The 26481-nt window shown below is 68.9% G+C and carries 30 protein-coding genes; 15 read left to right on the top strand and 15 right to left on the bottom strand.

Annotated features, from left to right (window positions below):
• Positions 1–31 precede the first annotated feature (31 nt).
• A complete protein-coding gene (locus tag ACIBI5_RS37590; protein WP_397253891.1) occupies positions 32–286 on the bottom strand; it encodes a hypothetical protein in 255 nt (84 codons plus the stop codon).
• A gap of 116 nt (positions 287–402) precedes the next feature.
• On the opposite strand from ACIBI5_RS37590, the gene ACIBI5_RS37595 reads away from it, so the two are divergent.
• A complete protein-coding gene (locus ACIBI5_RS37595; protein WP_397253893.1) occupies positions 403–900 on the top strand; it encodes a hypothetical protein in 498 nt (165 codons plus the stop codon).
• 243 nt (positions 901–1143) lie between these two features.
• Here the strand turns inward: ACIBI5_RS37595 and ACIBI5_RS37600 are convergent, their stop codons facing one another.
• Positions 1144–1659, bottom strand: coding sequence for an RICIN domain-containing protein (locus ACIBI5_RS37600; protein WP_397253895.1), 516 nt, complete (start codon positions 1657–1659; stop codon positions 1144–1146).
• Between the two features lie 100 nt (positions 1660–1759).
• Between ACIBI5_RS37600 and ACIBI5_RS37605 the strand changes: the two genes are divergently transcribed.
• Entirely contained in the window at positions 1760–2443 is a 684-nt protein-coding gene (locus ACIBI5_RS37605; protein ID WP_397253897.1) for a Crp/Fnr family transcriptional regulator, read from the top strand.
• Between the two features lie 51 nt (positions 2444–2494).
• On the opposite strand, the gene ACIBI5_RS37610 is transcribed toward ACIBI5_RS37605, so the two are convergent.
• Entirely contained in the window at positions 2495–3133 is a 639-nt protein-coding gene (locus ACIBI5_RS37610) for a response regulator (RefSeq protein ID WP_397253899.1), read from the bottom strand.
• Positions 3130–4233, bottom strand: coding sequence for a sensor histidine kinase (locus ACIBI5_RS37615; RefSeq protein WP_397253901.1), 1104 nt, complete (start codon positions 4231–4233; stop codon positions 3130–3132). The genes ACIBI5_RS37610 and ACIBI5_RS37615 overlap by 4 nt, the downstream gene beginning before the upstream one ends.
• Positions 4234–4345: 112 nt before the next feature.
• Between ACIBI5_RS37615 and ACIBI5_RS37620 the strand changes: the two genes are divergently transcribed.
• The 5 genes from ACIBI5_RS37620 (at position 4346) to ACIBI5_RS37640 (ending at position 7438) form a co-directional block, all read left to right on the top strand.
• On the top strand, positions 4346–5026 hold the full coding sequence (locus ACIBI5_RS37620) for an ABC transporter ATP-binding protein (protein WP_397253902.1): 681 nt from the start codon (positions 4346–4348) through the stop codon (positions 5024–5026).
• Positions 5023–5742 carry a hypothetical protein gene (locus tag ACIBI5_RS37625; protein ID WP_397253904.1) on the top strand — a complete coding sequence of 240 codons (720 nt, stop codon included), beginning with the start codon at positions 5023–5025 and terminating at the stop codon, positions 5740–5742. The genes ACIBI5_RS37620 and ACIBI5_RS37625 overlap by 4 nt, the downstream gene beginning before the upstream one ends.
• Positions 5743–6046: 304 nt before the next feature.
• Positions 6047–6169 (top strand): hypothetical protein, encoded by a 123-nt coding sequence (locus ACIBI5_RS37630; RefSeq protein ID WP_397253906.1) that lies wholly within the window; start codon positions 6047–6049, stop codon positions 6167–6169.
• Between the two features lie 82 nt (positions 6170–6251).
• Entirely contained in the window at positions 6252–6881 is a 630-nt protein-coding gene (locus ACIBI5_RS37635; protein ID WP_139635863.1) for a class I SAM-dependent methyltransferase, read from the top strand.
• A 17-nt stretch (positions 6882–6898) separates the two neighbouring features.
• Positions 6899–7438 carry a hypothetical protein gene (locus ACIBI5_RS37640; protein ID WP_397253908.1) on the top strand — a complete coding sequence of 180 codons (540 nt, stop codon included), beginning with the start codon at positions 6899–6901 and terminating at the stop codon, positions 7436–7438.
• A 174-nt stretch (positions 7439–7612) separates the two neighbouring features.
• On the opposite strand, the gene ACIBI5_RS37645 is transcribed toward ACIBI5_RS37640, so the two are convergent.
• Together ACIBI5_RS37645 and ACIBI5_RS37650 are read right to left on the bottom strand one after the other, a co-directional pair.
• Positions 7613–9121 carry an FAD-dependent oxidoreductase gene (locus ACIBI5_RS37645; protein ID WP_397253910.1) on the bottom strand — a complete coding sequence of 503 codons (1509 nt, stop codon included), beginning with the start codon at positions 9119–9121 and terminating at the stop codon, positions 7613–7615.
• A gap of 135 nt (positions 9122–9256) precedes the next feature.
• Positions 9257–10375 (bottom strand): acyltransferase, encoded by a 1119-nt coding sequence (locus ACIBI5_RS37650; RefSeq protein WP_397253912.1) that lies wholly within the window; start codon positions 10373–10375, stop codon positions 9257–9259.
• A gap of 176 nt (positions 10376–10551) precedes the next feature.
• On the opposite strand from ACIBI5_RS37650, the gene ACIBI5_RS37655 reads away from it, so the two are divergent.
• The 5 genes from ACIBI5_RS37655 (at position 10552) to ACIBI5_RS37675 (ending at position 15043) form a co-directional block, all read left to right on the top strand.
• Positions 10552–12441 (top strand): sensor histidine kinase, encoded by a 1890-nt coding sequence (locus ACIBI5_RS37655; RefSeq protein WP_397253914.1) that lies wholly within the window; start codon positions 10552–10554, stop codon positions 12439–12441.
• Complete coding sequence (locus ACIBI5_RS37660; protein ID WP_397253916.1) at positions 12381–13052, top strand: LuxR C-terminal-related transcriptional regulator; 672 nt, start codon at positions 12381–12383, stop codon at positions 13050–13052. The genes ACIBI5_RS37655 and ACIBI5_RS37660 overlap by 61 nt, the downstream gene beginning before the upstream one ends.
• 139 nt (positions 13053–13191) lie before the next feature.
• Entirely contained in the window at positions 13192–13770 is a 579-nt protein-coding gene (locus ACIBI5_RS37665) for a PadR family transcriptional regulator (RefSeq protein WP_397253918.1), read from the top strand.
• Positions 13767–14582, top strand: coding sequence for an NAD(P)H-binding protein (locus ACIBI5_RS37670; protein WP_397253920.1), 816 nt, complete (start codon positions 13767–13769; stop codon positions 14580–14582). Before ACIBI5_RS37665 ends, ACIBI5_RS37670 begins: the two co-directional genes overlap by 4 nt.
• Positions 14576–15043: a hemerythrin domain-containing protein gene (locus tag ACIBI5_RS37675; RefSeq protein ID WP_397253922.1), complete on the top strand. Its 468-nt coding sequence runs from the start codon at positions 14576–14578 to the stop codon at positions 15041–15043. The genes ACIBI5_RS37670 and ACIBI5_RS37675 overlap by 7 nt, the downstream gene beginning before the upstream one ends.
• A gap of 389 nt (positions 15044–15432) precedes the next feature.
• Here ACIBI5_RS37675 and ACIBI5_RS37680 read toward each other — a convergent pair whose 3' ends face one another.
• Entirely contained in the window at positions 15433–15699 is a 267-nt protein-coding gene (locus ACIBI5_RS37680) for a hypothetical protein (protein WP_397253924.1), read from the bottom strand.
• Positions 15693–16013: a hypothetical protein gene (locus tag ACIBI5_RS37685; protein ID WP_397253926.1), complete on the bottom strand. Its 321-nt coding sequence runs from the start codon at positions 16011–16013 to the stop codon at positions 15693–15695. Before ACIBI5_RS37685 ends, ACIBI5_RS37680 begins: the two co-directional genes overlap by 7 nt.
• A 184-nt stretch (positions 16014–16197) precedes the next feature.
• Here ACIBI5_RS37685 and ACIBI5_RS37690 point away from each other — a divergent pair, with 184 nt between their 5' ends.
• The 3 genes from ACIBI5_RS37690 to ACIBI5_RS37700 all read left to right on the top strand — a co-directional run bounded on the left by ACIBI5_RS37690 (position 16198) and on the right by ACIBI5_RS37700 (position 18700).
• Complete coding sequence (locus tag ACIBI5_RS37690; protein WP_397253928.1) at positions 16198–17301, top strand: helix-turn-helix domain-containing protein; 1104 nt, start codon at positions 16198–16200, stop codon at positions 17299–17301.
• 252 nt (positions 17302–17553) lie between these two features.
• Positions 17554–17874, top strand: a complete 321-nt coding sequence (locus tag ACIBI5_RS37695) for a hypothetical protein (RefSeq protein WP_397253930.1) — start codon at positions 17554–17556, stop codon at positions 17872–17874.
• A 43-nt stretch (positions 17875–17917) separates the two neighbouring features.
• A complete protein-coding gene (locus ACIBI5_RS37700; protein WP_397253932.1) occupies positions 17918–18700 on the top strand; it encodes a carbonic anhydrase family protein in 783 nt (260 codons plus the stop codon).
• 881 nt (positions 18701–19581) lie between these two features.
• Here ACIBI5_RS37700 and ACIBI5_RS37705 read toward each other — a convergent pair.
• Genes ACIBI5_RS37705 through ACIBI5_RS37735 form a run of 7 tightly spaced genes read right to left on the bottom strand, consistent with a single transcriptional unit; the run spans position 19582 to position 26472 of the window.
• Complete coding sequence (locus ACIBI5_RS37705) at positions 19582–20130, bottom strand: integrase core domain-containing protein (protein WP_397254290.1); 549 nt, start codon at positions 20128–20130, stop codon at positions 19582–19584.
• 35 nt (positions 20131–20165) lie between these two features.
• Complete coding sequence (locus tag ACIBI5_RS37710) at positions 20166–20972, bottom strand: carbohydrate ABC transporter permease (RefSeq protein WP_397253934.1); 807 nt, start codon at positions 20970–20972, stop codon at positions 20166–20168.
• Complete coding sequence (locus tag ACIBI5_RS37715; RefSeq protein ID WP_397253935.1) at positions 20969–21838, bottom strand: carbohydrate ABC transporter permease; 870 nt, start codon at positions 21836–21838, stop codon at positions 20969–20971. The genes ACIBI5_RS37710 and ACIBI5_RS37715 overlap by 4 nt, the downstream gene beginning before the upstream one ends.
• 2 nt (positions 21839–21840) lie before the next feature.
• Entirely contained in the window at positions 21841–23070 is a 1230-nt protein-coding gene (locus ACIBI5_RS37720; RefSeq protein WP_397253937.1) for an ABC transporter substrate-binding protein, read from the bottom strand.
• Between the two features lie 11 nt (positions 23071–23081).
• Positions 23082–24080: an N-acetylglucosamine kinase gene (locus ACIBI5_RS37725; RefSeq protein WP_397253939.1), complete on the bottom strand. Its 999-nt coding sequence runs from the start codon at positions 24078–24080 to the stop codon at positions 23082–23084.
• Entirely contained in the window at positions 24077–25315 is a 1239-nt protein-coding gene (locus ACIBI5_RS37730) for a 6-phospho-beta-glucosidase (protein ID WP_397253940.1), read from the bottom strand. Before ACIBI5_RS37730 ends, ACIBI5_RS37725 begins: the two co-directional genes overlap by 4 nt.
• Positions 25312–26472, bottom strand: a complete 1161-nt coding sequence (locus ACIBI5_RS37735; protein WP_397253942.1) for an ROK family protein — start codon at positions 26470–26472, stop codon at positions 25312–25314. The genes ACIBI5_RS37730 and ACIBI5_RS37735 overlap by 4 nt, the downstream gene beginning before the upstream one ends.
• Positions 26473–26481 lie beyond the last annotated feature (9 nt).

Here is a 26481-nt window from a genome sequence, read left to right on the forward strand (position 1 = left end):
GTCGTGCTCTTTCGCCTGGCCTATCTCGTTGTCACAAAATACCTTCGCGGCGCTGCGGTTGTTGCCGATGGGAGATCGGGACAAGGACGTCGAGATTCTCGCCCTGCGTTATCAGATCGCCGTCCTCGAACGGGAGCTCGGCGTCGGCGCCAGGGCGCGGTTCGCGCCTGAGGACCGGGCCTTCCTCGCCGCTCTCCTGGCACCGCTGCTCCGCGACGTACCTCGCCGGCTGAGGCTCCTCGTCCGGTCGGACACTGTCGTGCGCCGGCACCGCGATCTCGTGCAACGGCGTCATGCTCGTGCCTGCGTGCCGAAGAGGCGCGGGCGCCCGCCAACCGTCCGTTCCATCCGCGCCCTCGTCCTGCGCTTGGTCCAGGAGAACCTGTCCTGGGGTATCGGAGGGTGCACGGAGAGCTCACCACGCTCGGCACCAAGGTGGCGCCGTCCACGGTCTGGGAGGTCCTCAAGCGGGTCGCCCAGGCCGTCAGGAACCTGGTGATGGATCTGGAGGACACCGGTTGCCGGGCCCGCTATCTGATCCGCGATCGAGACGGGGAAGTTCCCGGCGCCCATGGACGAGATCCTCGCCGAGGCCGGCATTCAGACCGTGCTCACCGGCATCCGGATGCCGCGGATGAACGCGATCATGGAACGGTGGGTCCTGCCGTCGCGAACTACTCGACCGCTGTCTGTTGTGGAACGAACGCCACGTGCGGCACGCTCTGCACGAGTACGAACAGTTTTACCACCGGCACCGCGCCCATCAAGCCCCTTGCCCAGGCGGCCCCGCTGCGTCCCGTCCCGGATCCGATCATCGATCAGGAGCGGATCGCGAGTTTGACCATCCGCCGACAAGACCGGCTCGGCGGAATCCTCCACGCGTACTCACATGCGGCTTGAACCGCACGGACGTAATTCACCACCGACACCGCCGCGATCGAACGGTCCTGGCGCGACCGCTACATCCCCTCCCAACAGCTCTACTTCGCCACAGCCCGCCCCACCGACCACGCCGACATCATCGTGTACGACGATCAACTCCAACGGCCTACCTGGGAAGACCGCCTCGAGCCGAATGAGAGCGATCATTAGTGGACAGGCACCCCATGGGTGCCTGTCCACTACCCGGGTGCTGTTGACCGCTCAGGCGGGTACGACCTTCCATTGCTGCTCGCCACCGCCGTGGCAGGCCCAGTGGTAGACGTTCGACCAGTTCCCGTGGATCCGGGCGTCCAGGCAGCCGCCGCTGTTCTCGTTCTTGATCAGCCACCAGCCGTCGGCGTTCTTGCTGACGCGCCAGTACTGGTTGCTCTGCGGGCCGCAGTTCCACGTCATGACACTCGCTCCGTTGTGACGTGACCAGCCCGCCACCTCCAGGCACTGCTGGGTGTCCCGCTTGCGGATGGTGACCAGGTCCCCGATGCCGCCGACCTTGGCGCTCGTCCAGGTCCTGGTCCCCGCCCCCCAGGAGCCGGCGCAGTCGAGCAGGAGGACGATGCTGCCGTTGCCGGCGGCAGGGGCGTTCACGCACAACCGGTCGGCGGCGCGCGGGCGGATGGTGAACGTCTGCGGGAACTCCTCTGCCAGCGCGGAGGCGGGCGGAGTGGCGACCGTCACGAGCGCGGCCGACAGCAGAGCGGGAATCCAGCGAACACGCATGAAGCCTCCCTTGGAGACAGGGGATCTGACTGCTTTCCAGCGTGCTCCGGGCGCTCGGAACCTTCTGCGTCACCTGCCGCACTCGGCTTAGGCTTGCTCGGTGACCGACGCCACAACGAGGGGTTTCATCGGGCAGCTGGCGCAAGGTGATCGGCAGGCGTTGCTCAGCGAAGGCGTCGAGCAGATCTTTCCTGCCCGTTCGGCGCTCTGCGCGCAGGGTGAGATCGGTACCCGCGTGATGCTGATCCTGCGCGGCACCGCGAAGGTCGGCAGAACACTCTCCGACGGCTCGCACACCGTTCTCGGACTCTGCGGCCCCGGCGACATCGTGGGCGAGGCCTCGGCCGTCGCCGGCGAGGGCAGCGCACGGCTGGCCGCCGTGATCGCCGTGGACTCCGTCACCTGCCGGGTGCTGGCCGCCAGCCGCTTCCGCCAGGTGCTGCGCGCGCGTCCTGAGATCTACCGGACGCTGGTCGCGGTCACGAACGACCGGCTGCGCAGAACCGCCGACAATGGAGTACGGCAGGCCGCCCACCCGGTGGCCTGCCGTACAGCGAGAATGTTGAAAGAGCTGGCGGCGCGCTACGGCAGGCCAGACCCGCAGGGCTTGCTCATCGGGCTGGCCCTGTCCCAGCACGACCTCGCGCTGCTCGTCGGAGCCTCGCGCGAGTCCGTCGTCAGGGCGCTGAGCAGGCTGCGCACCAGCGGAATCATCACCACCAGCCGCCGCAAGATCATCATCCGCGACCCCGACGGCCTCGGCCGCGCCGGCGAGCACCATTGACCCGCACAACAGCCGTCAAAGGTCCCGGCCGGCGGACCGAGGCGTGCTCTTCTACGGCGAATCGGTGATGCCGTGCCGGAAGGCATAGGCGACCGCCTGCGCCCGGTCACGCACGCCTACCTTGGCGAACAGGTTGTTGATGTGGGTCTTGACCGTCGCCTCCGAGATGAACAGGCGGGCGGCGATCTCCGCGTTGGACCGGCCGCCCGCGATCAGGGTGAGCACCTCGACCTCGCGTCTGGTCAGACCGTCGGGCGCGGCCCGGCGCGGGGTGGTGACCGACTCGGCCAGCCGGAGCTGGACGCGCGCGTCGAAGTCCGCCTGCCCGGCCGCGACCGTGGTGATCGCGGTGGCCAGCGCTTCCGGGTCCGCGTCCTTGGTCAGGTAGCCGCGTGCTCCCGCGCGCAGGGCGGCGAAGATCGACTCGTCGTCGGAGTAGGTGGTCAGCACGACGACCTGGACGCCGGGCAGCTCGGTACGGATGCGCCGGGTGGCCTCCACTCCGTCCATGCGCGGCATGCGCAGGTCCATGAGCACGACCTGCGGAGCCAGGTCCCGCGCCAGGCGTACCGCCTCCTCGCCGTCGGCGGCCGCGCCCGCCACCTCGATGCCCGGCAGGAGCCCGAGCAGCAGGACCAGCCCTTCCCGCACGACGGTCTGGTCGTCGGCCACCACCACCCGCACCGTCATACGGGCACCCGCAGCCGCACGCTGAACCCCGCGGCCCCCGGCCCGGCCTCCAGCGACCCGCCGATGAGCTCGGCGCGCTCCCGCATCCCGACCAGCCCGTAGCCGCCGTGCTCCGCCTCGCCCCGCCGTCGCCCCAATGGGGTCCCATCGTCGCGGACCTCCAGCTCGCACCACGGGCCGAGCCGGCGCAGGGCCAGCGAGACCGCGGCGCCGGGGGCGTGCTTGCGCGCGTTCGTCAGGGCCTCCTGCGCGGTACGGGCGACGGCCAGGCGCGCGCCCGCCGGGAGGGTGTCCACGTCGCCCTCGACGGACACCTCGCACGGCGTCCCGGTGACCGAACGGAACTCCACCGCCAGCCGCTCCAGCCGTTCGGGCAGCGGCAGTTCCTGCCCGCGCAGCGTGTCCAGGGCGCGCCTGGTCTCCTCCAGCCCGGTGCGCGCCAGCCGTACCGCGCGGTCGAGCCGATCCAGCACCTCGGACGGCGGACCACCGCGTTCGAGCAGCAGCCGCGCCCCCTGCAGGTGCACGATCTGCGCCGACTGCGAGTGCGCGAGCACGTCGTGGATCTCCCTGGCCAGACGGGCACGTTCCTGGAGTACGGCCTCGCCCGCGCGCGCCTCGGCCACCTGGGCGGCCTGCCGGCGCCCCGAGTAGGCGTACCAGGTCAGATGGCCGAACAGCGCGAAGTAGATCAGCCCCAGGCCGGTGCCGATCACGGCGCCTGGCGGCAGCCTCAGCAGGTGCAGCACCAGCCAGGTGCATCCGCTGCCGAGCACCGAGATCGCGATCGCCGGGCGCAGCCCGGTGCGGAACGGTGCCGCGAAGACCAGCAGAAAGGAGAACCCCAGCCCGCTGTACGGTGCCGTGAGGTTGATGGCCAGCCCGCACGCGAGGCTCACCACCAGCAGCCGGCCGTTGCGCGCGGGCGCGTCCTTGAGCAGCGCCCACCCGAAGCAGAACACCCCCGTCGTCCCCACCACGGCTGTGGCGAGAGCGGCGGGCCAGCCCAGCCGCTGCGCCGCGTGCGCGGTGGCCGCCAGCGCGCACCACGAGGTGTCCGCCAGCGCGAGCGCGATCAGTGCCTTGCGTAAACGGGCCACTCGATCACGCTAGCCCGCACCCCCGGACGCAGACATCGGCTCCAGGGTGGAGAACGCCGTTTCCACCCACGGTCGCATGCCCTCCCGGGGCGCCTTGCCGCAAGGTCGGGGCATGACAGCCATCGAGGTCGAACGCCTCAGCAAGTCGTTCGGGAAGGTACACGCGGTGGACGATCTGTCGTTCACCGTCGAACGGGGTACGATCACGGCCTTCCTCGGTCCCAACGGCGCCGGAAAGACCACCACACTCCGCATGATCCTCGGCCTGGTCACGCCCATGGCCGGGACCGCGACGATCGCGGGCGTCCCCTACGCCGCGCTGGACCGTCCGATCAGCGAGGTCGGGGCGGTGCTCGAGTCGGCGGCCTTCCACCCAGGGCTGACCGCCGCCGAGCATCTGCGTGCGCTGGCCACCGCCGCCGGGCTCGATCTCGGCCGCGTGCCGCAGGTGTTGGCCCGCACCGGCCTCTCCGGCGCGGCGGACAGGAAGGCCGGCGGCTTCTCCCTCGGCATGCGGCAGCGGCTGGCGCTGGCCGGCGCGCTGCTGGGCGACCCGCGCACGCTCGTCCTCGACGAACCGGCCAACGGGCTGGACCCCGCGGGCATGCACTGGCTGCGCGAGTTCCTGCGCGCGTTCACGCTGCGTGGCGGGACCGTTCTCGTGTCGACCCACGTCCTGGCCGAGATCCAGCAGGTCGCCGAGCGTGTGGTCATCATCAACGAAGGCCGGCTCGCCTGGAGCGGGGAGTCGGTCGCCGACCTGGAGGAGCTCTACCTGAAGGTGACGGCGTGAACAGGCTCGTCGCGGCCGAGCTCATCAGGGCACGCGCCAGCCGTACCACGTGGGCGCTCGGCATCATCGCACCGCTCACCTGCGTGCTGTGGACGCTGATGCCCCTGATGCTCCTGCCGGGGCCTCCACGCGCGGAGAGCGTCTACGGAATGACCCAGCAGGCTTATGTCTTTGCCCTGATCCTCGGCATTCTCGGCATGACCGGCGAATACCGGCATCAGACGATCACCTGGTCGTTCCTGATCACGCCGCGCCGCGAGCGGGTCGTGACGGCCAAGCTGGCGGCGTACGGGATCGTCGCGCTGATCCTGGCGCTGGTATCCGCGGCCGCCACGGTGGCCTTCGGCTCCGTCGCGCTGGCCACGCGGGGCCTGCCGCCGATGAGCGCGGACGTACCGGCCGTGCTGACGGGCGCGGTGCTCAGCACGACCCTCTATGGGGTGTTCGGCGTCGCCTTCGGCGCGCTCGTGCGCAACCAGACCGCCGCGATCGTGGTCGCCTGTGTCTGGTTCCTGTACGGCGACGCCTTCTTGACGTATCTGATCCCGGAGGTCGCCAGGTGGCTGCCGGCCGGGGCGGCCAGGGCGCTCATCGGCATGCCGGTGCAGGGCGGCACGTTGCTGTCGTGGTGGGCGGGCGGCCTGCTGTTCTCCGCCTACGTCGCGGCCCTCGTGACGGCCGCCCGCCTGATCACGCTACGCCGGGACGTCACGTGAGCGCGGGGCGCGCCTGGTGCGAGAGAACCCTGGCTGGGGCTATCGGCGGGTGCACGGCGAGCTCGCCACATTCGGCATCACGGTCGCGCCGTCCACGGTGTGGGAGATCCTCAAAACAGGCGGGGCTTGACCCGGTGCCCGAGCGGGCGTGGCTCTATACCTGAGTTGCGACAGCGCTTGTTGGCCGGCCGTGACAGCGGTCGTGTAGTCCGCCGGACTGTGTTGCTGAGTTTTGACAGCACCCAAGTGGTTGCGGTGGGACTATCAGAGTGCTACGCACCGTGAGGGAGCCCACGTGCCTCGCATGTCGAAGGTTGAGCTGTACGCGGCGATCCGCCGCGATGCTCGCACTGGCATGTCCAACCGGGCACTGCAAACGAAGCACGGCGTCGGGTTCCGCACGGTGCAGAAGGCGTTGGCCTGGTAGCCGAGCGAGTCCGATACGACGGCGCAGGATTCGGCACGGGGCCGGAGAACAGCTGAGAATGGGGGGTGTTAACGTCCTTCCCGTGGCGAAGCACCAGGACGAGACCAGGACGGCCTACGACGGGGTCGTCGAGTTATATGCGTCGATGTTCGCTAACCGACTGGAGACGCAGCCGTTCGCACGGAACATGATCGGCACCTTCGCCGAGTTGGTGCGTGGGACGGGGAATTCGCGGGTGGCGGATGTCGGCTGCGGGCCCGGACATCTGACGGCCATGCTGCACGACCTGGAACTGGATGCCTTCGGGCTCGACCTCTCTCCGGCCATGGTCGACCACGCTCGGCGGGCCCATCCGGCGCTGAAGTTCGATGAGGCCCGGATGGAGGAACTCCCCGTTGAGGACGGCGCGCTCGGCGGCGTGCTGGCCCACTACTCGATGATTCACACCCCTCCTGGGGAACTACCCGCGCTGCTCGCCGAGCAGGCGCGTGTCCTGGCGCCGGGGGGCCTTCTCCTGGTCTCGTTCTTCGGAACCGACGCGCCCGAGCCGGTCCGCTTCGACCACAAGGTGACACCCGCCTATAGCTGGCCGGCGGACCGCTTCGCCGAGTTGCTGGCCGGGGCTGGGTTCGCCACATTCGCGCGGCTGCTCCACGACCCGGCCTCCGAGCGGGGCTTCCTGGACGCCCACTTGCTGGCCCGTCTCCGCTAGAGAACGGGCGGAGGTGGGTGCTGCCATTTCTCACCAACATTTCTGCGCCTGTTGATCGCCAACCGCTGTCCAAACTCACCAACAAACGATGTCGCTACTGGCCGACGAAATCACGGGCGTCCACCACGTGGGCCGACTTCCTGCGCTCGCAAGCCGACGACCTACTGGCCGCGGATTTCATCGAAACCGTCACTCTCAGCGGGCAACGCCAGTACATCCTGGCCGTCATCGAGCACGCCACCAGGCGGGTGCGCGTGCTCGGCACCACCGCGCACCCGAGCGCCAGCCGGGTCATCCAAGCGATCAGGAATCTGGTGAGGGATCCGGACGATGCGGGCTGCCGCGCGCGCTTTCTGCTCCGAGACAGGGATGGGACGTTCCCGGCCCTCACGGACGAGATCCTCACCGAGGGGCGGCATCAAGACGGTGCTCACCGGCATTCGGATGCCGCGGATGAACTCGATCATGGAGCGGTGGGTGCAGTCGTGCCGTCACGAGCTTCTCGACCGCTGCCAGATCTGGAACGAACACCACCACCGAGCGCATCGCGCCGGTAGCGTCGCCCCGCCTGGCCCGGCAACGGCTGGATCGGCCGTGACGAGCGGCACCTGCCGGTCACCGACGGCGCGGTAAACGCGGCGCCTACAGCTCCCGGATCAAGGCCCTGGCCGCTCCTGCCACCGGGCCATGATCTCGGTGATCACCGATGACAGGCCCCATCCGGTGCTCATCTACCGATGAGGCTGGATGGAGAGCGCGTGCCGGAAGATGTCAAGTGGGTCCCATCGCGCCTTCACCCTCTGCAGCCTCGGGTAGTTGTCACCGTAATAGAGCCTGGACCAGGGGACACCGGAGGTGTTCAACGCGGGATCGGCCAGATCGGTGTCGGCGTAGTTGACGTAGGCGCCGCCATTGCCGCCGCCGGGGACGGGCACGCCTCCTGTGTTTCGGTACATCGCCTGGTAGAAGGCTCGCACCCATTGGAGATGCTGGGTGCCTTCACCTTCCGTCCACGTCCCCAGGTAGAGGGCTTTCAGGATGGAATCGCGTTCGGCCAGGGCGGTGGCGTCGGAGGCCGTGGCGTTGACGCGACCGCCGTACGAGAAGAGCGCCAGTACCCCGCCAGGCCCGGGGGTGCCGAGGTAGTCGTGGGCGACGCCGATCTGTCGGTCGGTGAACCGCCGACGTAGGTACGCGGACTTCGCCTTGAACCGCCCAGACTCCATGTCGCTGTTCAGCGCTTGATTGCTGACGGCGTGGTACCACGGCATCCGCGCCACCTGAGGGATGTGGGCGGTGGCTTCCACCCCGCGGACCAGATTCACGAAGTAGTCGCCGAGCAGGCGCTCGGCGTTCGGGACCGAGGCGTCCATCATCGTCGGGAGGATCATGCCGCCTGGGTCGCCGCGGTGGGCACGGCTCTGGATCAGCAGGGCGCTCCACAGCCCGGCATAAGGCGAACCGGCATCGCTGTTGCGCTCGTGCCACTCGCCGTGGTTACGCAGCAGGGCGCTGAACGATTCGCGAGACATGTCGCCCCACGACCAGGCGGGCCGACAGACCAGGAGAGCTGGCGGAGGCTTGGGCAGCAGGGTGTGCGGTTCGTTTCCCGCGACCTTCGGGTCACGCATCCAATAGCGGGTAACGATCCCGAAGTTCCCGCCGCCGCCTCCGGTGTGCGCCCACCACAGGTCGCGATGGGGGTCTTCGGGATTTCTCGTGGCGATCACCGCCCGGCATCGGCCGGTGCGGTCCACGACCACCACCTCGACGGCGTGCAGGTAGTCGACCACGGCCCCCAGGCGACGAGAGTGCTGACCGTAGCCACCGCCCGCGATGTGACCTCCGGCTGCCACGCCCCCGCACTGGCCGCCTGGGATGGTCACCCCCCATCCCAGGTAGAGCTTGCGGTAGACCTGCATCAGGGTGGCCCCCGCCTCGACCGCGAAGGCTCCTCGGCTCTCGTCGAAGTACACCTCCGACATCTCGCACAGGTCGATCACCACCTGCGCGCCGTCGCCGACGAGATTCTCATAGCAGTGCCCACCGCTACGTACGGTGACCCGCTTGCCCGCCCGGACTGCCTCGGATACGGCCTTGACCACATCGTCGGTGGACCCGACCAGGTGGAAGTACTCGGGTCTGGGCTCGAAGCGCTGGTTCACCCGCCGGACGGTCAGGTCTTCATAGCGCGGATCGCCTGGCCGTATCCGAACCGCTCCCATGGGCGGCGCCTCCACGGGGAAGGCTTCGGACGTGCTGAACCCCACAGCGGCTGCCGCGCTGCAGGCCGCCGCTCCGCCGAAGAGCCGGCGGCGTGAGACATCGTTCACGATTGACTTCCTCCTCTTCTCACTGATTCATCTGTGCGTGCCTCAGAGCACGAGCCGACCTACCGGTGCCGTGCGGACGATGGCCGCCACCACCCAGCACAGGGGAAGCGAGAGCGCCGTCGCGAGTACGAACTTCGTCAGCGCGCCGGCGGGCAGGCCGGAGATCGCGACGGACACCACCACGAGCACGCCCGCGTGCAGGACGTAGACGGCGTAGGCGTTGGCTGACATGAAACGGCCGACAGGAGTCGGCGCTCCGGCGAATCTCCGGCTGAACAGCCCAAGGATTCCCAGGGACATGCCCACGCAATAGACGCCGTCGAAGAGCCCATGCGCCACCCGTGTGAGGAGCAGCCGATCGCCTGACGCGTCCGCGCCTCCCAGGGCGAGAGGCAAGAGCGTCACGACCGCCAGGGCGGCGACGGCGAATCCCCAGCCGGTAGCATGTGCTGAGATCGTCGCCAGCCAGCCGCGGCGGTAGGCGATCAACCCGGCGGTGAACATGCAAACGTACTGCGGGAGATATTCGGGCACCGGAAGCTGAAGTACGGGGATGTGAACGCCCGGCAGCAGCACCCGCCAGGCGATGCCGAGCACCGCGAGAAGCACGGCGAAGCCGATGATGGTGCGCGCCCGTAGCGCCGTGGCCGACCGTTGACGAGGGGCCGGGCCAAGGGCCCGGATGGCGGTATAGGCCGCCACGAAGGCCAGCAGCGTCACCAGGAACCAGCCAGGACCCTGCTCGAGTTCACGAAGGTAGAAGTCGAGGTAGGGGGCCGGGGCGCGGGCGTTCCGCATGCGGTACGACGGCAGTTTGGCGAGCGGGACGACGGCGAAGACCACGAGGATCAGCGGGATCCCCAGTCTGATCATTCGATCGGCGAGGAATCGTCGTCCGCCCTTGCGGTCGTAGGAGCCGGGTACGAGGTAGGCGGAGATCAGGAAGAACAGCCCCATGAAGTACGTCTGGTTGAGCAAGAGGAAAAGGTCTAGCAACCGGTCCCATTCACCTGGCGGCGACGGTGTTCCCATGCTCGGCTCGTGGAAGTACCACAGGGCGAAGCTTCCGTACGTCAGAGCGACATGGTGCAGGACGACGAGTACGGTCAGAAGCACGCGTACGCGGTCGAGGTAGTGCAGCCGCACGGCGGTGGCAGTCATGGTGGCCACGCTAGGAGCGACGGCGGGGGCGGGTAATGGGCCTGGCTCCCGGCTCGGGTGGGGGCTGGCACCCATACCGTCGGGGCCACCCGCGTGGTTTCATCGATCGAATGGAAGGGTGGTGGAGGCCCGGCGCGGGCACATGCGCACAGGTGCGTGCGTACGCCGTCGCCCCCGTGCGAGGTCTGATCCTGGTCATGCTGGCGATGCTGGGGCCGCCGCTCCTGGTCGTCTTGTTCGTGACCGCGCACATGGGGCTGCCGTCCCCCGCCTTCTTCTTCGAGCACGCCCGTCGCCTGCCGGCTTTGGCCCGGCGGCTGTCGGGGCGATGGGGCGGAGTCGAGATCCCCTCCCCCTACCATCCGGCGCCGGGTCCGCCGAAGCGTGACCTCGATGGGTGGTATCGCGATGGCGATGATCTGTACCGTTCCGCGGCCGTCCCGGCCTATCTGGCGAGGCTGCGGTGGATCGCCGGCGATTCCGCGACCACACGCGACCTATGGTGGATGGCGCTCAATCCGCTGATCGGCGGACCGCTGGCATTGCTGACGCCGGCGCTGATCAGCGGTGGTCTCGTCGTGGTGTGGCTGCAGCGTCCGGCTCTCGGTGGCGCCGCCGTACTGCTCGGCATCGCCGTGGGCCCGGCGGCGCTGCGCTGGCACGCCCGTTGGACCGGAGCGCTACTCGCGCCCGCACGCGCCAACGCGGGCCAGGTGCTCGGACCGCGCGTGCTCACCGGTCTGCGGCTGTGCGCGAGCGTGGCGCTGGCCTTCATGGCGGTGGTGCTGGCGGTGGTTCAGGTGCTGGCGATCGTCCTGACGGCGACGCGGCTGTGGCCGGACGCGGTGCTGGCCGGACGCCGCTACGTATCCTGGCGCCGGGTGCGACTGGGCGTGTGGACAGGCGTACGAATCGCCGAGCCCTACCGCGGGGAACCGCTGCCGCCCCAGCCAGACCACAACGGGTCATACAGGACGATGTGGGGAGAATTCGGCACCGTGCATCGCACGCGGGAGTCCGCTGCCCGCGCGCGACGGTGGCAGTGGATCGTACGCGATCCCGCCTCGTGGCGTGATCTCGCGTGGCTGTCGCTGGAGCTTCCCGTCGCTGTCGTCCTTGCTGGGCCGGCCGCGCTTATCGCCGGCGGCTTCGTGATCTGCTGGCTGTGGGTGTGGATCCACCTTCTCCGCTCAGTCGGCTGGCAGGTGCCCTGGTCTCCTGACGACCTGCTCCACGCCTCCATGCCGGCGCTGGCCGGGGTGCCGGCGCCGGTCGCCGGTATGGCCGCCGCCGCGTTGGGCATCGCCATCGCCCCCCTGGTCCTGCGCTGGCATGCCCGCCTGAGCCGGTTGCTCCTGGCTCCTTCCAAGGCAGCGGTGATGAGCCAGCGGATCGGAGAGTTGACCACCAGCCGGACACAGCTCAGCGACGCGCAGGCCGCCGAGTTGCGGCGCATCGAACGAGACCTGCACGATGGCGCGCAAACCCGATGGATCGCCGTGGGCATGACCTTGGGCGCGGTCGAAGATCTCATCGCGCGAGACCCGGAGACCGCCAAGGAGATGGTGGCCAAGGCCAAGGCCCTGTCGGTGAGCGCGCTCGGCGAACTGCGCGAGCTCATCCGCGGCATCCACCCGCCGGTGCTCGCCGACCGAGGGCTCGCGGACGCCGTACGTACCCTCGCCCTCGACGCGCCGCTGGACGCAGAGGTGAGGGCGATCGTCGGCGGCCAGGTCGCTCCGCCGATCGAGGCGGCGGTCTACTTCGCGGTCAGCGAACTGCTGGCCAACGTCGCCAAGCACGCTGAGGCTTCGAAGGTCCTGGTGGACTTACGGCACACCAACGGCGTCCTGAAGGCTACCGTGACCGATGACGGGAGAGGCGGCGCGGCAGCCGGGTCTGGTGGCGGCCTGTACGGCATCCGGCGCCGCCTTGAGGGATTCGACGGGGTCCTCACGCTCGTCAGCCCGCCTGGCGGGCCCACCGTAGCGACCTTGGAGATCCCATGCGCGTTGTCCTCGCCGAGGACGCCTTCCTCCTCCGAGAAGGGCTCATCCACCTGCTGAAGGCACACGACATCACCGTCGTGGCCGCCGTTGACACCGGTGAGGACTTGCTGGACGCGGTCACCGAGCAAGGGGCTGACCTGGCGATCGTCGACGTACGGTTGCCGCCCACCTTCACCGACGAGGGCGTACGGGCCGCTCTGGAGGCGCGCCGGCGCCACCCCGGATTCCCGGTGCTCGTGCTGTCGCAGTACGTCGAGCAGATCTACGCCAGGGAACTGCTGGCAGACGGCGCCGGCGGCGTCGGCTACCTCCTCAAGCACAGCGTCTTCGACACCGGCCACTTCGTCGACGCCCTGCGAAGGGTCGCCTCCGGCGGAACCGCGATGGATCCAGAGGTGATCGCCAAGCTGCTCGGCGGCACCTCGCCGCGGCACCCGGTGGCCCGGCTGACCCCGCGCGAGCGGGACGTACTCCAGCTCATGGCGCAGGGACGCTCGAACGCGGCCATCGCCGGGGAGCTGTTCGTCAGCGAGGGCACTGTCGGCAAGCACATCGCGGGTATCTTCGCCAAGCTCGACATCGAGGCCACCAACGACACTCATCGCCGTGTGCTGGCTGTGCTGGCCTACCTGAATCGGAGACCGGGAGAAACCGTGGTTGCGACGTGAGGTCGCACCCGGTTCGTGATCGCTATCTTGCCAGATGACAACAGGTATCCCGCGACCCCAGGGGAGACGTATCTGACCAACGACTCGCTTGTACTACTCGCGTTTGACTAGCCGGAGCTACTCGTGTTTGAGTAGCTGGGTGAGTGACATTCGCATGTTCGTGCTCGGCGCCCTGCTGCGCGGTCCGATGCACGGGCATCAGATCCGCCGGCAGGCGCAACTGGATCGCACGGAGCTGTGGACCGACATCAAGGTGGGCTCGTTGTATGGGGCCTTGCACCGGCTGGTCGCCGAGGGCGCGATCGAGGTGGTCCGTACCGAGCAGGCGGCGGGTCCGGCGCGGACGGTGTACGCGCTCACCGCGGCCGGGCGCGAGGAGTTCATCGCGCTGCGCGACCGGACGCTGCGCGAGGTCCGGCTGCGGCCTGACCCGGTGGATCTCGCGCTGCACTACGCCGACGATCTCGCCGAACAGGACCTGCGGGCAGTGATCGGCGGCCGGCGCGACGCGCTGATCGCCCGGCTGACGGCCTGGCGGCACCAGCGCGAGCAGGCCGAGCCGTACCTGCGTGGGCTGGAGCCGATGACCTTCGATCACATCACGGCCCGCCTGCGGGCCGAGATCGCCTGGCACGAGAGCCTGCTGGAACAGCTACCGAAACTGCTCGCCGCGAACAACCGCGGCCAAACACCGGCAGCGGAAGGACGGCAGGAATGATTCTGATCACCGGAGCGACCGGTCTGGTGGGGCGGCACCTCATCACCACGCTGCGCAGGGACGGCGCCGAGGTGCGCGCGCTCAGCCGCCGTCCAGAGACCGCGAACCAGCCGCCCGGTGTGCAGGTGGCCGGCGGCGAGCTGGGCGAGCCGGCGTCGCTGGCGCCGGCGCTGACCGGCGTGGAAGCGGTGTACCTGTTCTCCGCCGGGCGGGCGGCCGGCGATTTCGCCGCGTCCGCCGGACGTGCCGGGGTCAAGCGGGTCGTGGTGGTCTCCGGGCTCGACGACGACCCCGCCGACGTGGAGCGGCCGCTCACCGACGCCGGGCTGGAATGGACCCATCTGCGGCCCAGCGCCTACGCCTCCAACGCGTTGCGGCACTGGGGCGACATGATCCGATACCAGGGCGCGGTCCGTGCCCCGTACCCGGACGCGGCGACCGCACCCGTCCACGAGGCCGACCTCGCCGCCGTCGCCGCGATCGTTCTCAGGGGCGGACACGCGGGCCGGCGCTACTCGCTCACCGGGCCGCAGTCGCTGACCTTCCGCGAGCAGGTCGCCATCCTCGCCCGCGCGCTGGGCCGTGAGCTCTCCTTCGTCGAGGAGACACCGGACCAGGCCCGTGAGCGGATGACCCGCTACGGTATGCCCGGCTCCATCATCGACGAGCTCCTGGCCATGTGGGCCGCCACCGCCGGAGTGCCCGCCACCGTGTCACCCGCCGTCGAGCAGCTCACCGGGCTGTCCGCCCGGGGTTTCGCGCAGTGGGCCGACGAGCACGCCGACGACTTCCGCAGAGCACCGTCATGCTGAGCAACCGCATCTTCGCCTGGCATCGGGAGTTGCAGGACGTGCACCACCGCCTGGAAAGGGCGCTGGAAGACGCCCGCAGGGCCATCCGCTCCGGCGAACGCGCCCAAAGCCTCAAACCCGAACTCCGCGACTTCTGCTACACCTTCTGCACCGCCCTGGGCAGCCATCACCGCAGCGAGGACAGCGACTTCTTCCCGGCCTTGCTGCGGCAGATGCCCGAACTTGAGCCTACGATCGCCCGCCTGAGCCGCGAGCACGAGACCCTCGCACGCCTGCTCACCGACTTCCAGCTGAGCCTCGACGATCCGCAATCCTCACCAGAGCAGCTCTTCCTGCAGATCAATGACATCAAGGCCGCGATGAAGGCTCATTTCGGCTTCGAGGAAGGCTCCCTGAATCAGGCACTGCGCGCTCTTGACGTTCCTGAGAGCGACAGGAACCGCATGTTCGGCGACGTCTGACTGCCGCGCCTCCCTGTCGTTCCGTCACACACGGAGGCGCGGCAGCCCGCCGTTCAAGGCCCGATGCTCGGGTTCGTGTGATGGGCCCCAAATGGAGCGTTGCCGCAGGTCACCGTGGGTGACCAGTGCCCGAATCCAGAGCCGGGTTTCGGGCCAGGCGTTCGGGAACGAGTCGGCGCTGGCTGGCGCGACAACGCGAGTCGCGCCGTGGTCGAAGGTGTTGCGGCCCTGGTCAGCGAGTTGGGATCTTGTCGGCGAAGAAGCCCAGGAGTTCGCCCCAGAGGTTGCTGTAGTTCTCAGAGCCTGCCGGCGAGCAGTTTGGTTGCGGTGGCCAGGATGTCTGGCCGCGCACGAGGGCAGGGGTCTGCGCCCCGCCGTCGTGCGCACCGTCATGTGCGTTCGGCGTAAGGGTTGACCTCGGCGTAGGCGTCGTCGCCCTCGGTGAGGTCGAAGCCTTCCTCCAGCTGGCCGGTGTCCGGCCAGTTGTCCGGGCCGCCGACCCGGAACCGCTCGTTCCAGCGAGGCTCGGCGACGTTACAGGCCTGCAGCTCAGGCTGGTCGACGGGGTCGTAGTCCATTCGGCGGCGGATGAACTTCTCGTCATACACGCAGAAGTGGCCCAGATCGTCGCGGATCTCCTCCGACAGCGTCACCACCCGGGTGATCCGGTCTCCGGGTCGACTTCCACCATCACCGGCATGACGTAGCGCACCCACCGCCGCCGGGGCGGCCCGTCGCGCTCGTCGACGATGACGATTCCCGCCTCTTCCTCGTCCAGGTCGTCGAAGGCCGGGTGCGTATCCTCGCTCAGCCCTGCATCCTCCGAAAGATTGGCAAAGGGACAGGATCGCGCAGCCAGACGGGGTGAATCGCCCCGGCTTTGGTGGAGAGCTCGACGGTTGATCGCTAGGGCTTCGTTGGGCCGATGATGTCGAGCGTAGTAGATCTTTGGATCGCCCTGGTTGCCCAAGGGTGTCGGGACGGTTGGCGGCGTAGCGTGACGAGGGTGAGCGCACCACCGGGCCTGTGTGACGAACTCACCGCCGACATCGCTCTGGCCGTTCTGTCCCGCGAGAAGCCGGGCACCCTACTGGGTCGTCGACGCCCAGACCAGCATGCTCACCCAGTCCAGCGCTCTATGAGAGGAGACCGTCGTGTGGGTGCGGATGTCCACGGACGAGGTTGTGCCCAAGGACAGGGCCGACTGGTACCAGGATGTGGTGTCCAGGACCGTGGCTCCCCATATCCTGGCCATTGATGACCCCGCCGGGTTCCGATCGCGAACCTGTGTCCTGAGCCTGGGGCAGGTCGAGGTCTCGTGGCACAGCCATGCCGCCCACCGGGCATGGCGTACGCCCGCGCTGATCCGCCGCAGCGATCCGGAGCACTATCTACTCGGGATGATCATGTACGGTCGCAAGGGGATCTCCCAGCGGCGCACCGGGAGCGACCTGGCGGCCGGGGACGCGGTCTTATTCGACACCTCCCACCCCTACGCCGCCGGAACCCCTGACAAGAAAGGGACCGGGGTGATCATCGTGCACATCCCCCGCACGATGATCAGTCTCCCGGCTGACCGGCTCGACGCTGCGCTGGGCTGCCGGTTCATCCTGCGCCACGGCATCGGTCCCATCCTCCGCCGGTTCCTCACCTCCCTCGACACCCACGCCGCGCACTGCGCGACACCACAACTACGTGCATTGGAGCGGTCGATACTCGAACTCGTCTCCGGACTGCTGGCCCAGCAGCTCGACGCCTGGGATCGTCTCCCGATCGAAACCCGGAAACAGGTGCTGCTGCGGCGTATCGACGCCTTCATCGACCACAACCTCGCCGACCTCCATCTGGCACCACAAACCATCGCGGCCTCCCACAACGTCTCTCTCCGCACCCTGTACTCCCTTTTCGAAAGCCGTGGGGAGAGCGTGGCCGCGCACATACGGCGACGCCGCCTGCAACAGTGCCGGACCGATCTGGCCGACCCCGCCTGGCTCCGGCAGCCCGTTCAGGTGATCGGCGCCCGCTGGGGATTCACCAGCCCATCGTCCTTCTCCCGGGCCTTCCGCCAAACCTTCGGCACCAGCCCAGCACCTACCGCCGCTCCCTGCGGACGCCATCCGGCCCGTCACCATCTCCTTGACGCGGCGTGCCGGGGATTCCACACAGTCCTCGCACGAAGCCTCGCATCCGGCATGCACCCCGATGCTCACCACGCCGGACCGATCTCCGGGATGTCACGGCGATCCCCGCACTCCTGACCACGGTAGACAGCCACCTCCGGGTCAGCGCGTGACGGCCACAGTCCCGAGCGTCCTGACCATGTTCACGAGGATGATCCCTGCTGCTCGGCGCCGGAGCCTCGGCACCACCGCCCTCACGGCGCCAGAACGCTGTCGTTGCCATGATTTGTCACAGCGTGCGGAAATCCTGCGCCATTCGTGCAGAAAGCTTCCGTACGGGCGGCTGGCCCGATATCACGAAAAGGCATCCTGCAGAACACGGAGAACAGAATGACAGATGACGGCGAACGTCATCCGCAGACAGTGCGTGGGAATTCCAGCATTCGCGCCTTCCCGCGCGACCGGATCAATCAGAGACCGGACGCCGAAATCTTCGGCGAGCTCCTCCAGGTCATCGTGATCGACAGCGGCGTGCTCACGACCAGCGAGACGGTGAAGAAGCTCGCCACGCTGACCCCCGACTTCACCGTGGAGACTGGCGCGCCGACGACCTGCCTGGAGGTCAGACGCAGGGTGTTCGAGGAACCGGAAATCGCAGTAGGAGTCATCTCCCCATGCCCCTCTTATTTGATGATGAGGCTCACCATTTGAGCCCTTGTCGCATATAAGAGGGCCGTTCGCGGAAGGTTTGCGCATGCCGGTACGTATCTATCGATTAGCCGTCGCCTTCTTCACCCTCATCGCCCTGGTCGGCGTCCCGGGGACAGCATCCGCGCAGGGCGTCGCAGTATGTCCACCCGGAACCGACTCCGCCGTCGCCAGCCCCGTGGAGATCGATCGGGCCTGTGCGATATCGGGTACCGCCGACCAGCTCATCATTCCCGCCACCTACAGCACCCTGCTGAGCGGAGTATTCGAATTCCACGACGCCGCACCCCAAGGGCAGACGTCATCCAACGATGAGATGAAATTCAAGGTCAACAACGCCGACCTCTACGTCACCTATGCCGGTGTGCATTACAAACTCCTCAACGTGCACTTCCACGGATTGTCCGAGCATCGGTTCGCCGGCGACGCCGTGTCCCCCATCGAGGCGCATCTCCAGCACGAGTCGGTCGGCGGGCAGACCTTAGTTCTCGCAGTGCAGTCGAAGACCGACCCGAACATCTTCACTTCGACCACCTTCGACGCGTTCCTGACCGACCCACCGAGGGTGACCGACCAGCTGAAATCGCACGGCGACATCAACCTCGCCAATCTGCTGCCGGTCGACCGCACCCACTACCGGTACACCGGATCTCTGACGACGCCTCCATACACCCCCGGAGTGACGTGGATCGTTTTCAACGCGCGCGTCAACATTCAAAACGGAAACGTCACCTCCTTCAATAACGCATGGACGCAGGGCGGTACACGGGTGTTCAACTACAGAACCGTCCAGGTGAACTCCCCTCCTCCTAACGTCTACGCACACTGACACCCTCGCATCTGCCTCACCCTTCCAGCAGGAAGGGTGAGGCCGAATTATCCTGCTCTCAGCCTGCCGGACCTTCATCGGCGTTTTCCATGACAGGGCCGGCTTGGGCTGGGAGCACGACGGGACTTTTCCACACTGCGTAGACCAGGGTGCCGGGGTGGGCTGTATTCGCCCTCGCCGTCCACTGGACCCCCGTATACGCTCGTGATTCATCCGTCGGCGGACGATTCCAGAGTGCAACACCTGACGAGTAAACAAGAATTAGTTGAGGTCTCCAGGGAACGGATATCGCCGCCACGCCCGGCGAAGGGATATTCCGCAAAGATCGCGCCAATCTGTGGCGCGACTGGCCGCAGGCACGTTGAACGGCGGAGAGCCGTGCTGAGCGGGAGCGCGGACAAACGATCAGGCTGTGGGGACCCGGGCACGGGGCGGGAACCGGGCCGGACGGAATCGGCCGGTCCCGTCCGCCCGGTGCCCCGCATCGTGCCCGCCACGGTCAACGGCAGGCCGATCGCCATGACCGCCGATGGGGACGGCCTTCTGCGGCTCTGGGACCTGCGCGGCCGTACCCCTTTGCGCAGGTCCTTCAGGTTCGCGCCCGTGACCTGTGTCAGGCCCTGGACCTGCCCATCATCCCCAAGAACACCGAGAAGATCCGCGCCAAGCTCAAACGCCTGGTCGGCCAGGGCGTCCTCGTTGAGACCGAGCCCGGATTGTTCGCTCAGCCACGTCCATAGCTCGACAACGACATCCCCCGTCTGCCCGCCCTACCCTGCCCAAGGGCCGAAAGGGACATCAACTCGCGGAAGGCCCTCTGAAGCTGGACATCCAGCGCGGCTTGCCATCGAGCCGGCGGTGGAGCATATGGTCCTCGTCACCTAGCACCAGCAGCTCAGCCTCTTTGGACAGATCAGAGCGAACCGGCACGCACGATGGTCTACGGGCTGTGGTCGAAAGGTCAGGAGGCCGCGCCTGTCCAGTAGGCGCGCGCCCTGTCCCAGGCGGCCTGGCCGCCCTCGGCGCCGAGGGCGCGCCCGCGCAGGTCGCCGTCCTGGAAGTGGATGCCGCCGTAGCACCTGGACTGCGCGCCTGCCGAAAATTACGTCCGTGCAGTTCAAGCTGCGTGTGTGTACTCGTGGAGATTTTCCTCCGAGCCGGTCGCATCGGCGGACGTTCAGGTCGATGATGCGCGCTGGTTCGGAGGTGGCGCGGAGTGGAGCCGTCTGGTCGAGGGCTTGATGGGCGCGGTGTTCGTCGTAGAACTTCTCGTGCTCGGCCAGAGCGCGGCGTAGGTGGTGTTCGTTCCAGATCAGGCAGCGGTCCAGGAGTTCGCGGCGGCGGGTCAGCACCCACCGCTCCATGATGGAGTTCATCCGTGGCATTCGGATGCCGGTGAGTACGGTCTGGATGCCGACGTCGGCGAGGATCTCGTTTCACCCTCCTCTGGCCCGTGAGCCGGGCGCTACTTGAGGCTCCCCGCGGTGATCCCGCTGACCACCTGCCGGTTGAAGACCACGTAGACCGCGATCATCGGCAGCGTGATGATCGACAGGGCGGAGAACAGCAGGCCGTAGTCGGTGACGTACCGGCTGGAGAAGGCCAGCAACCCCGTCGGGATGGTCTTCAGCGAGTCGTCCTGGATGTAGAGCAGCGCGAGCAGGAACTCGTTCCAGCACGCCAGCGCCGAGAACACCGCCACGGTCGCGAGGCCGGGCCGCAGGAGCGGCAGCGCGATGAGGAGGTAGAGCCGCAGGTCGCCGGCGCCGTCCACCCGGGCGGCGTCGAACAGCTCGGCGGGCAGCGCGTCCAGGTACACCTTGAGCAGGTACGTCGCCAGCGGCAACCCCATGGCGGTGTAGGGCACGATGAGCGCCCACCGGGTGTCGTTGAGCGCGAGCTCGGTGAACATGGTGCTCTGCGCGATGAAGTACGACTGCAGCGGCAACAGCAGCCCGAGCGCGAGCAGCCCCATGAACAGCCCGCGCCCGCGGAACTCGAAGCGGCTGAACGCGAATGCCGCCGCCGAGCCCAGCAACAGGATCAGCCCCACCGTCACGGTGGTGACGATGACGCTGTTGAGCGCGTACGAACCGATGCCGCCCACCTCCCACGCCTCGGCCCACCTGCCGAAGTCCAACGAGGAGGGCAGTGCGAAGGGGCTGGCGAAGATCTGCGGATTGGACTTGAAGCTGGACGCGACCATCCAGATCAGCGGCAGGAAGAACGCCACCGCGACCGCGCCGAGCAGGACCGTGGTGAGGCGCTTCACGAGGCTTTCCTCAACCGCGACCGCATGAACGCCAGGCCGATCAGCACGACGACGGCGGTCATCAGCACCGCCATCGCGGAGCCGTATCCGACCTCGCCGTCACGGAAGACCACGCGTGTGAGGTACGTCGTCGGGATCTCGGTGACGTTGTACGGCCCGCCACCGGTGAGCACGTAGAACAGGTCGAAGCTCTGGAACCCTCCGGTCACGCACAGCAGCACGCACACCTCGACCGCGTTGCGGATCATCGGCACCTTGACCCTGCGGAAGATCGTCAGCTCTCCGGCCCCGTCGAGCCGGGCGGCCTCGACGACCTCGCCGGGGATCTGGGCGAACGCCGCGTAGAAGATCGCCATGTAGAAGCCCGCGTAGACCCAGCCGGACACCACGCACACCGCCAGCAGGGCCGTGGCCGGGTCGCCCAGCCACACCCGGCTCAGGTCCCCGAGCCCGATGGCCTTGAGGGCGGCGTTGACCAGGCCGAAGTCGCCGTTGTAGACGAACCCCCAGAGGACGGCGACCACCACCATCGGCAGCATGACCGGGGTGAAGAGCGCCACGCGGAACCACGGCGACCCACCGCGCCTGGTCACCAGTACCCCGGCGAGGGCCAGGCCGACCGCCACCTCCAGGACGATGGTGACCGCGATGTAGACCGCGACGTGCAGGAACGAGCTGACGAACACGGTGTCGCGCGCGGCCCGCACGAAGTTGTCGAGGCCGACGAATTCCATCGGCCCGAACCCCGACCACTCGGTCAGGCTGAAGGCGCCGGTGGCGAGCGCGGGCGCGAGGACCGCGAAGCCGAACAGCAGCAGGGCCGGAGCCGCGAACAGGTAGGGAACGATGCGGCGGTTGGGGCGCATGCTCAGCTCGCCTTGGCCGCGGCCTCGGCCAGTGCGTCCTTGGGCGACTTCTGCCCGCCGAGCACCGCCGCCAGCGCGCGGTAGAGCGCGTCGGCCCGCTTGAGGTCGTAGCCGGTGTCGGGCGGCGAAACGACAGTCTTCGCGTTGGCCAGCAGGTCGTTGAGCCTGGTCGTTCGCGCGTCGACGGCCTGCGTGGTGGCCGCCTTCGCCTGCGGTACGGTGCCCGCCTTGATGAAGGCGGCCACGTTGGCGGGCGAGTTGAGCAGTGCGAGGAACTCCGTCGACTCCTTGACCTTCGCGCTCTTGGCGTTGACGACGTAGCCGGTGGCCACGCCGATGACGCTGGACTGGTCTCCCGCGCCGGGCATCGCCGGCAGGTTGACGTAGTCGAAGTCGAGGCCGGGTGCTTCCTCGATGGCCCAGCTCACCAGCCAGGAGCCGATCGGGTGCATGGCCGCCTTCCCTTGGAAGAAGAGCTGCCCGCCGTCGTTGTCGTTGGTGGCGTTGACGCTGTCGTTCACGCACTTGTGGTCGTGGAGCTGCCCGACGTAACCGAGCGCGCGCTCCCAGGCGGGTCCGGCGAAGGCGGCCTTGCCGGACAGCACGTCGCTGTACGCCTGCTCGCCGACCACGCGCGAGACGAGGTGGGAGAGCCAGTTGCCGGCCGCCCACAGGTCCTTGTTGCCCGAGGCGATCGGCGTGACGTTCTTGGCGTTGAGCGTGTCACAGGCCGCGAGCAGTTCCTCGAACGTCCTGGGCGGGGTGGCGAGGAGCTTGGGGTTGTACCAGAGCACGTTGGTGACGTCGGACGCGAAAGGGACCATGACGATCTTCCCGTCGACCTTCGTGTGGTTGTAGGCGGAGTCGGGGATCAGATCCTTGAGCGGCCCGCCCGTCACCGGGGCGCCCAGGTCGGCGGCGAAGCCGTCCCGCACGCGCGTCTTCAGCCGTTCGCCCGCCCACTCGAAGTAGATGTCCGGCGCCTTGCGGCCGTTGAGCAGGCTGGGCAGCCCGATCGTCTGGTAGAGCTCGTCCTCCTGGAAGTTCAGCTCCACCTTCGCGCCCGGATGGGCTTTCTCGTACTGTGCCGTCACGTCCCTCCACACCTTGACCTGCGCCTCACCGGGCGAGGTCATGGCGATCCGCAGCACGTTGTCGGCCGTGCCGCTCCCGTTCCCGCAGGCGGTGGCGAGCAGCGCGAGCGCGAGGATTCCAGCGGATTTTCGCATCATGGTGGCTCCATTCAGGGGGTGAGCATGTTTGCCGGGTCGGCGAACGCGGCTCGAAGCCGCCGCTCGACGTCGGATCCCGCGGCCGCCAGCCGGTCCAGGCCGAGCAGCGCCGAACCGAGGATGGGCGGGTCGGCGAGCACCCGGAGGTCGAGATCGGCCCCCACGTCGCGCAGACCCTTGTCGATGTGGGCCAGCAGCCGCTGGTCGCCCGTGGTGAGCACGCCGCCGCCCAGCACGACGGGCACGGTGACGCCGTCCCAGTCGAGTCGGGCCAGCGCGGCGGCCGCCATCACGGCGACCTCGGCGCCGAGCTGCTCCAGGAGCGTCCCGGCGACCGCGTCGCCGTCCCCGGCCACCTGGAAGAGCAGCGGCACCAGCTCGTGCAGCCGCTCCTCGGGGAGTTCGCCCAGGTGGAAGGCAATACACACGGCGGTGGCGTCGGGCAGCCCGAAGTACGCGGTGACGGCCTCGCGCAGCGCGGTGCGCGGACCTCGGCCGTCCTCGTCGCGGACCGCCCACCACAGTGCCTCCTCGCCGAGGAACTGGCCGCCGCCCCAGTCGCCTGACCTGCGGCCGAGCGCGGGGTAGCGGGCCACCTGACCGGAGGGGGAGACGGCGACGCAGTTCATGCCGCCGCCGCACACCACGGCCACGCCGTACGGCCGGCCGCTGCCCGCGCGCAGGAGGGCGAAGGTGTCGTTGTCGACGGTCAGGCTCGGCGCCCAGCCCTCGGCCGCGATGGCCGCGTGCAGGAGCTCCTGCTCGACGGGGAGGTCGCAGTGGGCCAGGAATGCGGAGACGTGGTCGGCGGGCAGGCGGGCGCCCGCCTCGGCCATGGCCCGCTGTACCAGGGCGGAGACCGTGCCGATCGCCTCGGGCAGCTTGGGGCCGTGGGGCTGGAAGCCGCCGCCGCGTACCCACGACAACACCTCGCCCGCGGCCGACACGAGGGCCACGTCCGTCTTGCTGTTGCCCGCATCCACGGCGAGCACCGTGCCGGGCCGGTTCATGCCGCCCACGGCAGGTAGGCGTGGTTGGCGGCGACGAGCCGGTCGGCGAGGCCGCGCGCCAGGTCGTACCGCCCGACCAGCGGATGGGCCAAGAGCGCCGCCTCCACCCGCGCCCTGCCGCCGCGGAGCGCCGCGTCGAGGGCGAGTTCCTCGTACGCGCTGACGTGCCCGACCAGCCCGGCGAACAGCGGCTCGACCGGCCGGACCGGTAGTGGCACAGGACCGGCGGCGGTGATCCGCGACGGGACCTCGATCACCGCTGAGTCGGCCAGGAACGGCAGGGTGCCGTCGTTGCGCACGTTGACCACCTGAGTGTCGCCCCGATCCCCGAGCAGCGACTCCAGCAGTCCGACCGCGGCCGTCGAGTAGTGGGCGCCGCCGCGCTCCTCCAGCAGCGCGGGTTTGACGTCGAGCCCGGGGTACATCGCCAGCAGCTTCTCCTCCAGCGCCATCACCTCCTCCGCTCTGGTCGGGCGGTCGATCTGCTCGGCCAGCACCTGGTCGTGCGCGTAGAAGAAGCGCAGATAGTAGGAAGGGACGACGCCGAGGCCGCGCATGAGCTCCAGCGGCAGCTCCGTCTCCGCCGCGAGGGCGGGGCCGTGCTCGGCCAGCAAAGCGGGGAGCACGTCGACGCCGCCGACCCACGCGGCCCGCTCCCAGGTCAGGTGGTTGAGTCCGACGTGGTCGACGGCCAGTTCGCCGGGCGCGCAGCCGTACAGGCCGGCGAAGAGGCGCTGGAAGCCGATCGCCACGTTGCACAGGCCGACGGCGCGGTGGCCCGCGTCGAGGAGGGCCCGGGTGACGATGCCGACGGGGTTGGTGAAGTCGACGATCCACGCGCCTGGCGCGAGCGCGCGGGCCCGCTCGGCGATCCGCAGCACGGCGGGCACGGTGCGCAGCGCCTTGGCCAGCCCGCCGGGCCCCGTCGTCTCCTGGCCGACGAGGCCGCATTCCAGCGGCCAGGTCTCGTCGCGGTGGCGGGCGCGCTGGCCGCCGACACGCAACTGCAGGAGTACGGCCGTCGCGCCGTCGACGGCGTCGTCGAGGTCGGTGGTCCAGCGCACCCATCCGGGATGGCCGGCCCCGGCGAACATCCGCCGGGCCATGCTGCCGACGACTTCGAGCCGTCCGGCCTCGGGGTCCATGAGCACAAGTTCGCCGATGGGCAGCGCGGCCAGCCCCTCGACCAGTTCCGGGGTGTAGGTGGAGCCGCCCCCGATCACGGTGATCTTCATTGGCTGCGCGCCGCGGAGGTGATCCGGCGGGTGGCGACGGACGCGCGGGCCAGCCGGGCGCCGTAGGCGAGCGCGCCGGTCAGCACGGGCGCGTCGCCGAGGGCCGAGACGGCGATCCGCGGCGGGTGCCGGAGCAGTCCCGCCAGTTCGGCGCCCACCTGCGGCAGGATCCCCTCGCAGGCCAGGCCGATGCCGCCCCCGAGCACGACGAGCTCGACGTCGACCACCCTGGAGATCGTCGCGATCCGGCTGGCGATGCGGCGGGCCTCCTCGTCGAGGATCGCGCCCGCGAGCTCGTCTCCTTCGGCGGCGGCCGCGAAGATGGCCTCGGGGGTCGCGTCGGCGCGCAGGGATGTCGCCGGGGTGGCGGCGATCCACTGGCGAGCCCAGTTCATGAGGACGTCGGCCGACGGGCTGTCGGGCACCTCCTCCTCGCCGGGCGCGGGGTCGTCGACCTCGCCCGCGGCCCCCCTGTGGCCGCGGTGCGGCTGGCCGTTCAGGACCAGCCCGGCGCCCACGCCGGTGCCGATGGACAGGAACGCGAAGTCCGTGACGCCCTGGCCCGCGCCCGCGGCGTGCTCGCCGACGGCGGCGAGGTTGACGTCGTTCTCCACCTCGGCGGGCACGTCGAGCGCGGCGCTGAGCTCTGCTCTGATCGCCATGCCTTCGAGCGAGGGCCTGTTGCTCTGCCTGATCACCCCCTCCTCGGGGTCGACCACGCCGGCCGCGCCGGCGACGGCCACTTCGATGGGGAGGCCGCCTCCGGCGAGGTTGTCGCGTACGGCCGTGGCCGCCGCGAGCACGGTGTCGGGGGTGGAGTCGTCGATCCGCTCGTCGTGCCTGGCGAGCATCGTGCCGCCGAGGTCGCAGAGCGCTCCCCTGACGAACCTGGTGCCGATGTCGAGGGCGAGGACGTGGGCCAGCTCCCGCGCGGGTTCGAAGTAGACGGCGCCGTAGTGCGTCTCGCCCGGTGGCGCGGCTTGCCGTACCAGGTCAGCGGCCAGAAGCAGGGCGAGGGCGTTGGCCACCGTGGGCTTGGTCATGCCGGTGCGGCGGCTCACCTCGGCCCTGGAGATGGGGGGATCGGCGCGGATGGCGTCGAGGACGACCGAGGCGTTGATCTCACGCAGAGTCGTGAGCGTCGCGTGCTGGGGCATGGACCGAAT

The sequence above is a fragment of the Nonomuraea sp. NPDC050540 genome (assembly GCF_044457485.1).
Taxonomy (GTDB): domain Bacteria; phylum Actinomycetota; class Actinomycetes; order Streptosporangiales; family Streptosporangiaceae; genus Nonomuraea.

Excerpts from the sequence above, each read along its gene's own strand:
- ACIBI5_RS37600 (WP_397253895.1), bottom strand. The coding sequence starts at position 1,659 with ATGCGTGTTCGCTGGATTCCCGCTCTGCTGTCGGCCGCGCTCGTGACG.
- ACIBI5_RS37610 (WP_397253899.1), bottom strand. The coding sequence starts at position 3,133 with ATGACGGTGCGGGTGGTGGTGGCCGACGACCAGACCGTCGTGCGGGAA.
- ACIBI5_RS37620 (WP_397253902.1), top strand. The coding sequence starts at position 4,346 with ATGACAGCCATCGAGGTCGAACGCCTCAGCAAGTCGTTCGGGAAGGTA.
- ACIBI5_RS37630 (WP_397253906.1), top strand. The coding sequence starts at position 6,047 with ATGTCGAAGGTTGAGCTGTACGCGGCGATCCGCCGCGATGCTCGCACT.
- ACIBI5_RS37650 (WP_397253912.1), bottom strand. The coding sequence starts at position 10,375 with ATGACTGCCACCGCCGTGCGGCTGCACTACCTCGACCGCGTACGCGTG.
- ACIBI5_RS37660 (WP_397253916.1), top strand. The coding sequence starts at position 12,381 with ATGCGCGTTGTCCTCGCCGAGGACGCCTTCCTCCTCCGAGAAGGGCTC.
- ACIBI5_RS37670 (WP_397253920.1), top strand. The coding sequence starts at position 13,767 with ATGATTCTGATCACCGGAGCGACCGGTCTGGTGGGGCGGCACCTCATC.
- ACIBI5_RS37675 (WP_397253922.1), top strand. The coding sequence starts at position 14,576 with ATGCTGAGCAACCGCATCTTCGCCTGGCATCGGGAGTTGCAGGACGTG.
- ACIBI5_RS37695 (WP_397253930.1), top strand. The coding sequence starts at position 17,554 with ATGACAGATGACGGCGAACGTCATCCGCAGACAGTGCGTGGGAATTCC.
- ACIBI5_RS37700 (WP_397253932.1), top strand. The coding sequence starts at position 17,918 with ATGCCGGTACGTATCTATCGATTAGCCGTCGCCTTCTTCACCCTCATC.
- ACIBI5_RS37715 (WP_397253935.1), bottom strand. The coding sequence starts at position 21,838 with ATGCGCCCCAACCGCCGCATCGTTCCCTACCTGTTCGCGGCTCCGGCC.
- ACIBI5_RS37720 (WP_397253937.1), bottom strand. The coding sequence starts at position 23,070 with ATGATGCGAAAATCCGCTGGAATCCTCGCGCTCGCGCTGCTCGCCACC.
- ACIBI5_RS37725 (WP_397253939.1), bottom strand. The coding sequence starts at position 24,080 with ATGAACCGGCCCGGCACGGTGCTCGCCGTGGATGCGGGCAACAGCAAG.
- ACIBI5_RS37730 (WP_397253940.1), bottom strand. The coding sequence starts at position 25,315 with ATGAAGATCACCGTGATCGGGGGCGGCTCCACCTACACCCCGGAACTG.
- ACIBI5_RS37735 (WP_397253942.1), bottom strand. The coding sequence starts at position 26,472 with ATGCCCCAGCACGCGACGCTCACGACTCTGCGTGAGATCAACGCCTCG.